This is a genomic window from Paraburkholderia azotifigens (assembly GCF_007995085.1).
In the GTDB taxonomy this organism is placed as follows: Bacteria; Pseudomonadota; Gammaproteobacteria; order Burkholderiales; family Burkholderiaceae; genus Paraburkholderia; species Paraburkholderia azotifigens.
Genome location: NZ_VOQS01000005.1, coordinates 2,075,168 through 2,087,779, shown reverse-complemented (window position 1 = coordinate 2,087,779; position 12,612 = coordinate 2,075,168). Strand labels below are relative to the sequence as shown.

Genomic DNA, 12,612 nt, shown 5'->3' with positions numbered 1-12,612 from the left:
TCCAGCACGGTATGGAATCACGATTTGTTTGTCCCGGAACTACCGCCCGCCAGGTGCAAGGACACAAGTCGCGCGAGCACGATAGCGGGATACAGCTGCCCAACAAGTCCCTCAAGATTCGCAAGCGATCTCGCCTGACGCGCAACGGGCACAATGTCCCCATACCCTGCCGTAGTCAACGTGACAAAACTGAAATATATCCAGGTGGACGGGTTCTCCCGGTTCGGGTCGAGTGTCGCGCCAGAAAACGCGTTGGGAACGAGGATGCTGGCAAGCTGATAGGCATATGCCCAGATCATGCCCATGAGGACGTAGAGCGCGACAGCGCCGTCGATCCGGTCAAATGTCACCTTGCCAGGGCCGAACACAGTCATGCCAAGGGTCACGCTAATCAGCGCGACGGCAGCGAGAGCGGTCTCGACACGTACGGCCAACGTGTAATCCGGCGGAAATAGCCAGCTGGCGCAGCGCACTGCGATAGCAACAAGAGCACCCAGCGCAATCAGGGGGAAGGCTCCGGGTCGTTCTGCTGCCGTTACCGCGCCGGTCAAAAGTATCAGCGAAAAAAGCACATCCTGTACGATCCGGCCTGCCTGGCTGTCCAGCTCAGTGAAGAATGGCACGCCGAACACGGAAACAACGAGAAACACCAGAAGCGCGACCATGCTGGCCTTGCGTAGTGGCGAAATGCTGGCTGCCAGATGTTGCACGTAGGACATTGCTCCTCCCGTCAGGCTATCGCCTCCTTGAACCGTGGGCAGGTCGTTTGCACCTTTTGGGTGTTTAAGGACAGCTTACGGTTGCATGGTCCTTCCGCACGGTCGCTCGATGACAAGTCAATAAGGCCAAGTTGATCTTCTGCAGCTCAGACCCAGTCTCGGAGCCTTCGATCCGAATTTGAAGTCGGGACTCGTAGTTTTTTGCGTGGCGCACGGCGCTTCGATCGAGGCGTGCGATGATCAACGGCGGCAAGTGACGGTCCGATTCCTGACGGATCGTATCCCGCGGCGAATGTTCACACTGCGCCAAATTTTCTTCCCACACTACCCGATCGAACATCGTTGAAATTGATACACGTCAATCGTCAGTCTGGGCCCAATACCCGGAAGCATGGCTACCGTCTGCCCGGCTCAATAAGGATGAGACAGACATTGCGTAATAGCTCTTTGTGCCGCTGGTGCGCTGCGTTGTGGACTGGCGGCACACAGCCGGAACTGTTTCCCACGCGCACGCGAGTCACGGCGATGGCAATCGGCCAGAACGCCGGCACGGCCATCACCGCGATTCTGCCCGCACTCATCGCCGTCGCCGTGCCGCCGGGAACACAGCATATTCCGCTGATTGTCGGGACTATCACGCTGACTGTTTGTGTCATCGGCGCGTTGGGCGCGCCGGACCCGCAACGATTAGCTGCGCTGGACCAAATGCCGCGGTGTCGGCGCGCTCGTCGCGTTGATGGAGCGGCTCGGGCACGAGCGGTACGCCGTGGTCGGACATGACCGGGGCGCACGCGCCGGATACCGGCTTGCGCTGGACCATCCTCAGCGAGTCGCCGTGTATGCATCGCTGACCGTCATCCCTACCCTCGATGCTTTCGCCAATGTCGACAAGGCTTTTGCGCTCAACGCCTGGCACTGGTTCTTCCTGGCACAGCCCGCGGACCTTCCGGAACGGATGCTGGCGCCCGATCCCGATGCTTACATCGACGCAGCACTGGCGAAGATGGCTGGCGGACTCGAGCGAATCGATCCTTTGGCGCTCGACGCTTATCGCACCGCATTCCGGAATCCGGACGTGCGCCACGCGATGTGCGAGGACTATCGCGCCGCCACGTCCGAGGATCTCGAACACGACGCGAGCGACTTTGCTGCGGGCCGAAAGCTTGCCTGTCCGATGCTGGTGTGGTGGAGCGAGAACGAACAGAAGGCGCGGAACACCTCACCCATTGATACGTGGTCCCGATGGGCGGCGATTGTCACGGGCAGAGGATTGCCGGGCGGTCATCTGCTGCCCGAGGAATCGCCGAACGAAGTGTTAGCGGCCCCCGGAGGCTTTCTGAACGGCACGTTCTAACGTTCTGCTAGCGCGCGGGTTGAACGAATCCAGGCCGTGTCCCGTGGCGGACGATCGATCCGCCGCATCGCATGGATGCCGACCTGCACGGTCAGCCGAACAGGTCGTCCACGATCGTGCGAGCTGCACTGTACCCGCCCGTCAGCGCGTCATCCTTGCTGGCAAATGCCTGGCCGGCAGCATCGCCGAGCCGTAGCGGCGAGAACCTCGACACCGAAGTCCCCGACTCACAGATCCGCACGACCGCAACGTAGCCGGGTTGGTTCGTACGCGCACGCGCTGCGTGCGGCCGGAACTCGGACTCGACGGCAACACGCAGCGTGAAGCCGTTGTATTCGTAGGTTTGCGTCATGGGGCGCCTCTATGATTCTTGCGACAGCGGGCACACGTGTCTGGGGACTGGCCAACACGGTTTCGATCTTGAAACCTAGATTGTGACATTTTTATGACACACGGTTCAATATGGCATTGCGCCGCTGTCGAAGGATGAGGGAGGCGGCCACCCGAAAAAGGCAGAAGACGGGCGATGCGGAGAAGAGGGTGACCCGGTCTGACATCCGCGAGACGTGTCGTCGCGAAACTCCCCAAGGCTGAGCCTCGCCAGGTCGAAGCCGAGATGCGTCGCGTAGCCGGTCGCCATCCCATCGCGGCGCGGCTTCACAGGATCGCGGAAACACTCAAACCGCCCAGAAACGCGTGTCCACGATCGCGCAGCGCACTCAGCAAATACGGCTCGAAGAACGCGCGGTAACGCGATGGATCCGGCGAGATCGATCAGGGTAAAGGTCTGCACTGGCATGAGGACTCATGCGGGATCGACAACGATCCTTGCCACTCCCGCCCGACACGCCCCACTCCCGGAAAGAGGGGCTCGGGAAGCGAATCAGAACGGGAGCACCGACAACGTGCAACTGACCAAAATTTTCCACGACATTGCGAAGACGAAACGTGCGCAAACGAACGGCGCCATCGCGCTCAAGCGACATCGGGCACGCCTCGCAATCCCGCGCGCCCCAACCCGTCAATCCCGCTCGATCCCCAACGTCGTAATCAGCCGCTCACGCCGCGACAGCGCCTCCAGCGAGCGTTCGCCGAGATGCGTCGCGACGAGATTGAGCAGCCCTTCGCAAAAGATCAGATACGCGCCCATGCTGTTGCTGAAGAAGCTGCTTTCGTGCGGGATCAGAAAGGCGTGGCGGGCAGGCGGCACGAGCGGCGACGCAAGCGTATCGGTGATCGCGATGACGGTCATGCCGGCGTCGGCGGCGGCTGCGGCTGCCTCGGCGACGCTGCGCGTGTACGGTGCGACGCTCGTCACGACGACTACATCGCCGCGCTGCAGCTGGGCGAGCCCTTCCGCGACGCCGAGACCTTGCGCGTCGAGCAATGCGACATCGGTGCGGATCATGCCGAGGCCGTAACACAGAAAACTGGCCAGCGCGCTGAACTGCCGCAAACCATGCACGCGTACGCGCGGCGCATCGCCGAGCAAGGTTGCCGCGCAACGCAGATCGACAGGAGACAGCCGCGCGAGGAACGCCTCGACATTGCCAATCGATTCACGCGCGAGTTGCGCCACGACATCGACTTCAGGCGACCCCTCGGGACGCGCGCCGCCGTGCTCACGCGTCTTCTGCCCGGATACGAGCCGTTCCGCCTGGTGCGTATAGAAATGCCGGTGCCGTTGTGCAAGTGAATCGCGGAACACGCTCTGAAAATCCGCAAACCCCGCATAGCCGAGTTTCGTGCTCAGGCGCGTCAGCGTCGATGCGTTGACGTCGAGCGCCGTCGCCAGGTCGGTGATGGTACGCACGGCCACTTCCTCCGGCCGTTCGAGCAGCCTGGCGAGCACGGTATGCGCCTTGCCGCCGAGCGAAACGCCCGCCTCGTCGCGGCCGATGCGCACGATCAGCTCGCGCAGTCCGTCGACACTGCGCGGCGCAGTGCCGATCGTGTCAGGCGCCTTCGTCTCGTCGCTGCTCACGGCCTTGCGGCGTGTCGTTCGTTTGTCTGTGTCCATCGATCATTCGATATCGGGGCGGCGTCCCCGGCTGTTCATAAACGTCCCATTCTATGTGAGACGCCCTGATCACGATATCGGCGGTTGCGAGCGTGTTCTCGTCGTCGGGGTCGGCGGGATCGGCGCGATAGATCGGCAGCGACGCGTCGTGCGTATCGGCGAGGATCGCAAGCGGATCGGGTTCGCACCCGGAACGATTCGCTTCGTTCAGCAGCGCATCGCCGCGTGCCTGCCGATGACGCGACGAATCCGTCACGCGCTGCGCGAATCCGCTCATCGCGGGATGGATCGCGTGATTTGCATGCAACGAAGGCTGCGCGATCTCCTGCACCGAGCAACCGTGCGCGCTGTACTCGACGCTCAGCAGCAAGTCGCTCGCACGGTGCGCGAGCGTCAGATGAAAACCGCCGGCGCGCGGACTGTCGCGCAACACGCTGACGGCCGCATCGAGATCGCGCGCATCCAGCACGGCACGTGTGAGCACCATGCGCGGCACGCCCGCCTGCACGCCGAGTTGCCGAAGATTGTTCACGGTGACGGCAAGGCCCGCGTCCGTGACGGCGAACGTATGCCCCGGCAGCGAGCCCGGATACACGAACGCGGCAAAACGAGGGCTGCCGTCGATATGGCATTGCGCGATCGCACAATGCCCCGCGAAACCGGGATCGCCGTCTTCGTTGTGACTGATGCGCTTGTGGTCGTCAGAAGGCATCTGCACTGTCGTGCAACCATCGGGCGACGCCGCCCATACGTCACCCCGGCAATTCCACAGAAAGACTTCGTCGAACGGCAAACCGAGGCCCTCGGCGAGTCCCTGCAACTCCGACCAGACGCTCGGGAAACGCTGTTGCGCGTGCGTGGCGAGCGCAGCGGCCAGCGGTGTGCCGCGCCATCGCATGACGCCGTGCCAGGCGGCCGATTGCACGAGATGACGATGCACGGCTGACGCGCCGAAGCGCCCCAACGCCTGGCCCGCCTCGAAGGGCGAACCGGAAACTTCGATATAACCAAGTGCAGGCATGTGAACGGTATCACTCGACGTGTTGAAGGAAATCGCGCAGACGCTGATTCGGCGGATTGTCGAGCAGCGCGGCGGGCGGTCCGTCGACGGCGATATGGCCATGCTCCATAAAGATGAGCCGCGTGCCGACCCGGCGGGCGAACGCCATCTCGTGTGTCACGACGACCATCGTCATACCCTCTTCCGCCAGCGACTGCATCACGCGCAGCACTTCCTGACGCAACTCGGGATCGAGCGCGGAAGTCGGCTCGTCGAACAGCATCAGCTTCGGCTTGACGGCGAGCGCGCGTGCGATCGCCACGCGTTGCTGCTGGCCACCCGACAACTCGCCCGCATAGTGATTGACGCGCTCCGCGAGGCCGACTTTCGCGAGCAGCTCACGCGCAAGCACTTCTGCTTCGCTCTTGCTCATGCCGCGCACCTGACGCGGACCGAACGCGACGTTTTCGAGCGCCGTCAGTTGAGGAAACAGGTTGAACTGCTGGAACACCATGCCCGCTTCCCGGCGGATCTCGCGGACCTTCTTCGCGCCGCCCAGCACGCTGATGCCGTCGACGACGAGATCGCCGCCGTCGATATGCTCCAGCGCATTGATACACCGCAGCAGCGTCGACTTGCCGGAGCCCGACGGCCCGATCAGCACCACGACCTCGCCCGCGCGAATGTTCAGATCGACGTCATCGAGAACGGTAGTCTGGCCGAAGCGCTTCGTGACCCGCTTGAATTGCACCATATCGAGTGCGCTCATAGTATCCGCATCCTCTTTTCCATCGTGCGCAGACAGAACGTCAGCATGCCGATCATGCACAGATAAATCGCAGCCACGGCCGTCCAGATTTCGACCGCCCTGAAGTTCGCGGCCATGATTTCCTGGCCCTGGCGCGTCAGTTCGCCCACGCCGATCACGATGAAGAGCGACGTATCCTTCAGGCTCACGATGAACTGGTTGCCCAGCGACGGCGTCATGCGGCGAATCGCGATCGGTCCGATGACGAATGCCAGGACGCGCCACATCGGCATGCCGAGCGCGAGCCCGGCTTCCTTCAGACCGCGCGGCACCGACAGAAACGAGCCGCGCACGATCTCGGCAATATAGGCGCCCGAGTTCACGACGATCGACACGACGGCCGCCGTCAACGCGTCGACGCGCACGTTCAGCAGTACAGGTAGCGCGAAATAGATGAACATCACCTGCACGACAATGGGCGTGCCGCGCACGAACTCCACGTATGCGAACGCGATCTGTTGCAGAAACGCGTTGCCATACGCGCGCATCAGGCCGAATAGAAAACCCACTGCCAGGCCACCCGCAAGGCCCACGATGGTGATCAGCACCGTCAGCTTCGCGCCCTGCAACAGCGCGGGCAACGCATCGACGATCACGGACATATCGAACTGCATGACTTGTCTCCCGCTGCCGATGCGTATCAGGACTTCGCCGGTTCGACGCCGAACCACTTCTTGTAGATCGCGGCATAGCGACCGTCAGCCTTGATCTTGGCGAGCGCCGCGTTGACCTTCGGCACCAGCGCACTTCCCTTCGGGAACCCGATGCCGTATTGCTGAGCCATCATTTGCGGACCGACCGCCTTCACGTGTCCTTTGCCCGCCGTGTTGATGTAGTAGAGCACGTTCGGTGTGTCGTGCATCGCCGCATCGACACGACCGGTCTGCAGTTCGAGATAGGCGTTGTCGATGTTCGGAAACTGGCGCAATTCCGTGCCCGCGAAGTGCGACTTCGCGTAGTCCGCAGCGGACGTACCCGTCTTGATCGCGAGCGACTTGCCTTTCAGGTCGTCCGGACCCTTGATCGCGCTCGTGGCCGGCACCATCAGCAGAAAGCCGCTGTCGTAGTAGCCGTCGGAGAAATCGATCACTTTCTTGCGTTCGTCCTTGATCGTGATCCCCGCTAGCGCGACGTCGACGTTATGCGTCTGGAGCGCCGGCAGGATGCCGCTGAAGTCCATCGGCTGCAGCTTGTAGTCGAGCTTCAGATCCTTCGCGACGGCCTCCCACAGATCGATGTCGAAGCCGACGTATTTGTCGCCCTGCTTGAATTCGAACGGCACAAACGCCGTATCGCAGGCAACCAGCAAGGTCTCGGCGCGCGCTGCATGACCGAGGACGGAAACGGCGACGAGTGCAGCCGCGGCGAACTTTGCAACGAGTTTCATGACGACCTCTTCAGGCTAGGGTTGACGAACAACAGCAAGCCGATTTGCGCCAAGTATCTTTGCGCAAAATAATTTGCGCAATAGGGATGTGCGCAATTCGGCTTGCGAATTGGGTTTACCCTGGGGGAAGGAGAAAAGGTGAACTCGAAGCAGAGGTCCGGCTATCGCTTCAGACTGCGACGGGACTTGCGCAGGGCCGCGACGATCGCCGCAGAGGGGAAAGTACCGGCGGCAACGACGGCCGCCGGCGCTTCACATTCACGCAGCAAGCTTCAGCGCTTGCTCGAAATCCGCGATCAGGTCGTCGATATCTTCGATGCCCGCCGACAGGCGCAGCATGCCGTCGGAAATACCCATCGCCTTGCGCGCTTCCGCACCGGCTTCGAAGAAGATGGTCGGCGCGACGGGAATGATCAGCGTGCGCGTGTCGGCGAGCCCCGTCGCCTTGATCGGCAGCTTGAGCGCATTGACGACTTCGATCATGCGCTGCGCGTCGAGCAATTCGAACGACAACAGCCACGATGCGCCCTTGAACAGCGCCCGCGCGACGTCGTATTGCGGATGGCTCTTCAGCCCCGGATAGAACACCTTGCCGATGGCCTTGTGCCCTTCCAGAAACTGCGCGAGAGCAAGCGCGTTGTCGCTGCTTTGCTTCACTCGCAACGCGAGCGTCTCCGCGCCCATCGCGATCGAATGCGCCTGCTCGGACGACAACGACGCGCCCATGTCGCGCAAGCCCTTCTTGCGGATCTGCAGGAGGCCTTGCTCCTTGGCGGGCGAACGCCGGTAGTCGTCGGCGATGTTCGGATACGCGCCCCAGTCGAACAGACCCGTGTCCGTGACGGCTCCGCCAAGCGCGGCGCCATGACCCGCGATCGTCTTGGTCAGCGAATTGATCACGAGACTCGCGCCGACCGCTTTTGGTTTGAACAAGGCAGGCGAGGTAATCGTGTTGTCGACGACATACACAATGCCGCGCTCGCGGCACACGTCGCCGATGCCCTGCAGGTCCGGAATCTGCGTGCCCGGATTCGCGATGGTTTCGACGAATACCATGCGCGTGTTCGGCTGGATCGCGTTCTTCACATTGTCGGCGACGCACGCGTCGACGGTCGTGACTTCAATGCCCAGCATCCGCAATGTGCCGAACAGGCTATTGGTGTTGCCGAACACATAACGGCTCGACACGATGTGATCGCCCGCGCGCAGAAGCGTGAGGAACGTCGCCGTGATCGCAGCCATGCCGGTGCTGAAGCAGATCGTGCCCACGCCGTCTTCCAGGCTCGTGATCTTGCGCTCGAGCGCGGCCGTCGTCGGCGTGCCCTGCCGCGCGTAATTGAAGCCGCCCTTCTTCGTGCCCTGAAACACGGCGATCAGATCCTCGACGCGCTCGAAACCATACTGCACGGACGTATGAATTGGCTGACGCACGCCGCCGTGCTCAGTGCCCGCGATCCGGTCGCCGTGAACGATGCCTGTGGTGAAGCCTTGCTTGTCCATCCCTTCTCCGCTTCTCAAGTCGATTGGTTCCTGCACATTATCTCCGGGAACCCGCTGGTCTTCGAAATCTTCGCCACGATCCGCTGAAACCGGGCGCACTATCCCCGCTCTATCCCCGCCCTTTCCTTTCGACACGAATCCCGATTGGTATCGCGGTAACGGCGGTGTATTCTTGTTTCAGGCCATTGGGACGCCCTTCGTCCCGACCTCCAATGTTATGGCTACCGATCCGATATCCGGCACCCGGCAAGGGATTCTGGACCAGCTCCTCGAACACAAGAACGGCATGACCGTCGATGAAATCATCGCGGCGGTCGGTATCAGCAGGACTGCCGTCAATCAGCATCTGATCGCCCTCGAACGCCGGAACTTCGTTCAAAAGGGTTCGCCGCGCAAAACGGGCGGGCGCCCCGTTCAAACTTACGTGCTGACTCAGGAGGGCACGAATCAATTCCCCAAGCAGTATTCGTGGTTTTCGGCGCTGCTGGTGTCCACGCTGCGCGACGAACTCGGTCCCGAGCGGCTCAATCGCTATATGTTCGACCTCGGCATGAAAACCTCCGCCGGCCTGATTCCGCGCCTGCTGGGCAAGACGCGCTCGGAGCGGATCACCGAGACAGTCAAGATCATGAACGAAGCGGGCTTTCGCGCGTCGGAAATCGATCCGGAGGGCGCGTCGAAGCTGGCTCGCGTGGAATGCACGAACTGCGTGTACCACGACCTTACAAAAGATTACCCTGAGGTTTGCCGCTTCGATATCGGGTTCCTGTCGGGCCTGATGGGAACCGAAGTGGAACATCAGACCTGCATGCAACGCGGCGGCGATACCTGTCGCTTTCGCTTCAAACCGTTTGCCTGATGCTTGTGCGTCACCTTGCCTCGATGTCCGCTTCACCCCCGAAATACAAGCCGCGCCGCGCTCGGCATCGAAGTTGTAACAGTCGGGACTTTCGACACTTTTGACAATTGTTGACGTCAAAAGCCTTGCCTATGCTGATGACACCGACCCACTTCGAGTCGCGCAGCAATGCAACGTTGCCTGCGGTCTGTCACGGAGGCTTCAGATGACAATCGATTTCACGATGTCGGCAGCTCAAAAAGCGGTGCAGCAAAGGGCGCGCAAATTTTCTGAGTCTGTCCTCGAGCCATTGATTCCCGATACCGGGCGGGATCTCGATCTGATCAGTTCATTTGCCAGGCGCAAACCCGCGTACATCGAAGCGTATCGTCAGGGCATTGCCACGGCCATGCTGCCTTCGGAGTATGGCGGCGGGGGATTGTCCTGCCTCGACTTCACGATCGCCACCGAAGAGATTTCGGCGATCGACCCGGGCTTCGCCTGCACGCTGTTGTGCAACGGACTTGGGCTGATGCCGATCATCTGGTACGGCGACGAAGCGCAAAAGCGCCGGTTTCTCCGCGCCGCCACCTCGGACCCCGACGAACAGTATCTCGGGGCGTGGACGGCGGCCGAACCGCCTGGCGCGACGCGGCCGGCAACAAGCCTCGACAATCCGCTGTGCTCCGCCGGAATCGGACTGACCGCGGCGCGGCGCGGCGATCACTACGTGCTGAATGGTCGAAAAATGTGGTCGTCGGCCGCAGGGTGGGATGGTCAGGGATCGAACTCGCAGATCGTGATCGTCCGCACGGGCCGCGAGATCGGATTCATGAGGGGCCTTTCGGCAATCGTCGTCGAGCGCGGCACGGCTGGCGTGAGCTACGGTTTCCCGCCGAACAGGGCTTGCCGCACGACAACGGATGCGCTCATCGAATTCGACAATGCGATCGTGCCCGCCGAAAACCTGCTTCCCGACACGGAAAGTCGGGGCGATCTGGTCATTAACCGGAATTTCGCTTGGTTCGGACCCGTGGCGGCGATCGCGGCAGCGGGCGTTGCGCGCGCTGCCTATGAAGTCGCGCTGCGATCGTCGAAGCGACACTTCGGCCGTTCGCTTCCGCCCATCAGTCAATTCGAGAACGTGGGCTACTTGCTGTGCGAAGTCGCAGGGAAGATCGAATCGGCTCGCTATTTTGCGTGGCGCGCCGCCGATTACCTGGACAAGCACGATCACGACGCGGACATCTTCGGTGCAATGTGCAAGATCAATGTCACGGAAACGATGTTCGACTGCGTGTTCAAGTGTATGCAGATTGTCCGCCTGCATAACCCGGACAACCGATACAGCCTCAACCGGAACCTCCATGACGCCGCGTTGTTGCCGATCTTCGATGGCGGCAACATGGCCATCCAGCGACGCCGCGTGAAAGGGATCATGGCGCATGAACATTTCAATCCCCGCGCGGCCATGGACGACGAATCCATCTATTTTCATGCGCCCGTCGCGGCAACGGGCTAGGTCGTCTATTTCGATGCTTCGGTGAAATGCGGTGGCGCGCGCGAGATCGTCTGCAGGGCTGCAAAACTCGACGCGTCCGTTGGCAACCTCACAACTTCGGGCTTCCGCAATGTCGATCGATTTCACTCTGACTGCCGCGCAACAAAAGTTGCAACGTAACGCTCGCGAGTTCTCGGTGGAAATTCTCCAGCCTCTGGTCAAGAAAGCCGACGAGGAGCGCGACACTCAAAAAGCCTTTGTGTTGATGAAAGGTGCTTACCTCGAGTGCTACAAGCTGGGCTTCGCGACCGGTTTCCTGCCGCGCGAATATGGAGGCGGCGGCATCAGCAATCTGGATCTGCAGATCGTCGCGGAAGAGATCACCGCCGTCGATCCCGGCTTCGCGACCGTGCTGCTGGTGAACGGACTCGCGCTCATGCCGCTCGTGTGGTTCGGCTCGGACGAGCAGAAGAAAAAATGGCTGGTGCAGGCGACGAGCGATCCGCGCGGCGAATACATCGCAGGATGGACGGTGAGCGAGCCCGTCGACGACATCGGGGGAACGGCGAATTTCGATCATCCGGGCGCGCGTCCGGCGGGCATCGGACTCATCGCGAAGCACGATAAGGCACGCGGCGAATATGTTCTGAACGGCCTGAAGTACTGGCCGTGCAACGCTGGCGGATGGGATCTGCGTGGCGCGGATGTGAACGTCTGCATTGTGCGCACCGACCCTGCGAAAGGCGGTCGCGAAGGACTCAGCGCGATCGTCGTTCCGAGAGGCACGGCGGGTGTCAGTTATGGCGAACCGATCTCCAAGCTGGGACATCGCCTGTGCCAGAACAACGCCATCACCTTCAAGGACTGCCGCGTTCCCGAGGAAAACCTCTTTGCGATCGGCGATGGCGATCTCGTCATCAGCAAGGCATTTACGTGGTCGGGGCCGGTTGCGGCCATTGCGGCCGTCGGAGTCGCGCGATCCGCTTACGAGTTCGTTCTTCAATGGTCGAAGACGCGCAGGGCGGGAGGCGGCATGCCGATGATCCACCAGCAGGCGGTTGGCTACATGCTCGCGGACATCGCGATGAAGATCGAAGCATGCCGCGCGTTCTCGTGGAAGGCCGCGCACTATCTGGATCTGTTCGATTCGGAAGGGCATGCCGTCGGCGCGATGGCAAAGGTCTTTTGCGGAGAGACGCTCTTCACCGCGGTGTTTCGCGCCCTTCAGGTGATGGGTGTCAACGCGCTCGACAAGCAGCACCCGATGGAAAAATTCCTGCGTGAAGCCGCGGTCTTTCCCCTGTATGACGCAGGCAACATCGGCATGCAGATGCGCAAGATCTGGGGTGTCATGCTCGATGAGAAGTTCGATCCACGGGCAATCGCCGATTCGCGTCGGATGGACTTTCACAAATCGATGGAAAGCGCGGGCGCCCTGGCGACATATCGACGTGAACCACCCCATGCGATGTGAAGCAGTGTCGA

11 protein-coding genes and 2 pseudogenes are annotated in these 12,612 nt (G+C 61.5%); 5 read left to right on the top strand and 8 right to left on the bottom strand.

Going from position 1 to position 12,612, the window contains the following annotated elements:
* Positions 1 to 17 precede the first annotated feature (17 nt).
* Complete coding sequence (locus FRZ40_RS41365) at positions 18 to 719, bottom strand: potassium channel family protein (protein WP_147238140.1); 702 nt, start codon at positions 717 to 719, stop codon at positions 18 to 20.
* A gap of 489 nt (positions 720 to 1,208) precedes the next feature.
* On the opposite strand from FRZ40_RS41365, the pseudogene FRZ40_RS45605 reads away from it, so the two are divergent.
* Together FRZ40_RS45605 and FRZ40_RS41355 are read left to right on the top strand one after the other, a co-directional pair.
* Positions 1,209 to 1,391, top strand: a pseudogene (locus FRZ40_RS45605) (MFS transporter); the annotation flags it as partial.
* A gap of 22 nt (positions 1,392 to 1,413) precedes the next feature.
* Positions 1,414 to 2,073, top strand: a pseudogene (locus FRZ40_RS41355) (alpha/beta hydrolase); the annotation flags it as partial.
* A gap of 91 nt (positions 2,074 to 2,164) precedes the next feature.
* Here the strand turns inward: FRZ40_RS41355 and FRZ40_RS41350 are convergent.
* The 7 genes from FRZ40_RS41350 to FRZ40_RS41320 form a co-directional block, all read right to left on the bottom strand.
* Positions 2,165 to 2,425 (bottom strand): hypothetical protein, encoded by a 261-nt coding sequence (locus FRZ40_RS41350; RefSeq protein WP_147238139.1) that lies wholly within the window; start codon positions 2,423 to 2,425, stop codon positions 2,165 to 2,167.
* Positions 2,426 to 3,094: 669 nt separating this feature from the next.
* Complete coding sequence (locus FRZ40_RS41345; protein ID WP_028367467.1) at positions 3,095 to 4,093, bottom strand: MurR/RpiR family transcriptional regulator; 999 nt, start codon at positions 4,091 to 4,093, stop codon at positions 3,095 to 3,097.
* Positions 4,029 to 5,114, bottom strand: a complete 1,086-nt coding sequence (locus FRZ40_RS41340; RefSeq protein ID WP_147238138.1) for a C45 family autoproteolytic acyltransferase/hydrolase — start codon at positions 5,112 to 5,114, stop codon at positions 4,029 to 4,031. Before FRZ40_RS41340 ends, FRZ40_RS41345 begins: the two co-directional genes overlap by 65 nt.
* Positions 5,115 to 5,124: 10 nt before the next feature.
* Complete coding sequence (gene glnQ / locus FRZ40_RS41335; protein ID WP_028367469.1) at positions 5,125 to 5,862, bottom strand: glutamine ABC transporter ATP-binding protein GlnQ; 738 nt, start codon at positions 5,860 to 5,862, stop codon at positions 5,125 to 5,127.
* Positions 5,859 to 6,515 carry a glutamine ABC transporter permease GlnP gene (gene glnP / locus FRZ40_RS41330; protein WP_028367470.1) on the bottom strand — a complete coding sequence of 219 codons (657 nt, stop codon included), beginning with the start codon at positions 6,513 to 6,515 and terminating at the stop codon, positions 5,859 to 5,861. The genes glnQ and glnP overlap by 4 nt, the downstream gene beginning before the upstream one ends.
* Before the next feature lie 26 nt (positions 6,516 to 6,541).
* A complete protein-coding gene (gene glnH / locus FRZ40_RS41325; protein ID WP_028367471.1) occupies positions 6,542 to 7,288 on the bottom strand; it encodes a glutamine ABC transporter substrate-binding protein GlnH in 747 nt (248 codons plus the stop codon).
* Between the two features lie 258 nt (positions 7,289 to 7,546).
* Positions 7,547 to 8,788: a cystathionine gamma-synthase family protein gene (locus FRZ40_RS41320; RefSeq protein ID WP_028367472.1), complete on the bottom strand. Its 1,242-nt coding sequence runs from the start codon at positions 8,786 to 8,788 to the stop codon at positions 7,547 to 7,549.
* Between FRZ40_RS41320 and FRZ40_RS41315 the strand changes: the two genes are divergently transcribed.
* From FRZ40_RS41315 to FRZ40_RS41305, 3 genes are all read left to right on the top strand, one after another.
* Complete coding sequence (locus FRZ40_RS41315; RefSeq protein ID WP_240057494.1) at positions 8,781 to 9,647, top strand: helix-turn-helix transcriptional regulator; 867 nt, start codon at positions 8,781 to 8,783, stop codon at positions 9,645 to 9,647. The two genes, FRZ40_RS41320 and FRZ40_RS41315, sit on opposite strands and share 8 nt — an antisense overlap.
* A gap of 205 nt (positions 9,648 to 9,852) precedes the next feature.
* Entirely contained in the window at positions 9,853 to 11,148 is a 1,296-nt protein-coding gene (locus FRZ40_RS41310) for an acyl-CoA dehydrogenase family protein (protein ID WP_147238137.1), read from the top strand.
* 109 nt (positions 11,149 to 11,257) lie between these two features.
* Positions 11,258 to 12,601 carry an acyl-CoA dehydrogenase family protein gene (locus tag FRZ40_RS41305; RefSeq protein ID WP_028367475.1) on the top strand — a complete coding sequence of 448 codons (1,344 nt, stop codon included), beginning with the start codon at positions 11,258 to 11,260 and terminating at the stop codon, positions 12,599 to 12,601.
* Positions 12,602 to 12,612 lie beyond the last annotated feature (11 nt).

Excerpts from the sequence above, each read along its gene's own strand:
- FRZ40_RS41365 (WP_147238140.1), bottom strand. The coding sequence starts at position 719 with ATGTCCTACGTGCAACATCTGGCAGCCAGCATTTCGCCACTACGCAAG.
- FRZ40_RS41350 (WP_147238139.1), bottom strand. The coding sequence starts at position 2,425 with ATGACGCAAACCTACGAATACAACGGCTTCACGCTGCGTGTTGCCGTC.
- FRZ40_RS41345 (WP_028367467.1), bottom strand. The coding sequence starts at position 4,093 with ATGGACACAGACAAACGAACGACACGCCGCAAGGCCGTGAGCAGCGAC.
- FRZ40_RS41340 (WP_147238138.1), bottom strand. The coding sequence starts at position 5,114 with ATGCCTGCACTTGGTTATATCGAAGTTTCCGGTTCGCCCTTCGAGGCG.
- glnQ (WP_028367469.1), bottom strand. The coding sequence starts at position 5,862 with ATGAGCGCACTCGATATGGTGCAATTCAAGCGGGTCACGAAGCGCTTC.
- glnP (WP_028367470.1), bottom strand. The coding sequence starts at position 6,515 with ATGCAGTTCGATATGTCCGTGATCGTCGATGCGTTGCCCGCGCTGTTG.
- glnH (WP_028367471.1), bottom strand. The coding sequence starts at position 7,288 with ATGAAACTCGTTGCAAAGTTCGCCGCGGCTGCACTCGTCGCCGTTTCC.
- FRZ40_RS41320 (WP_028367472.1), bottom strand. The coding sequence starts at position 8,788 with ATGGACAAGCAAGGCTTCACCACAGGCATCGTTCACGGCGACCGGATC.
- FRZ40_RS41310 (WP_147238137.1), top strand. The coding sequence starts at position 9,853 with ATGACAATCGATTTCACGATGTCGGCAGCTCAAAAAGCGGTGCAGCAA.
- FRZ40_RS41305 (WP_028367475.1), top strand. The coding sequence starts at position 11,258 with ATGTCGATCGATTTCACTCTGACTGCCGCGCAACAAAAGTTGCAACGT.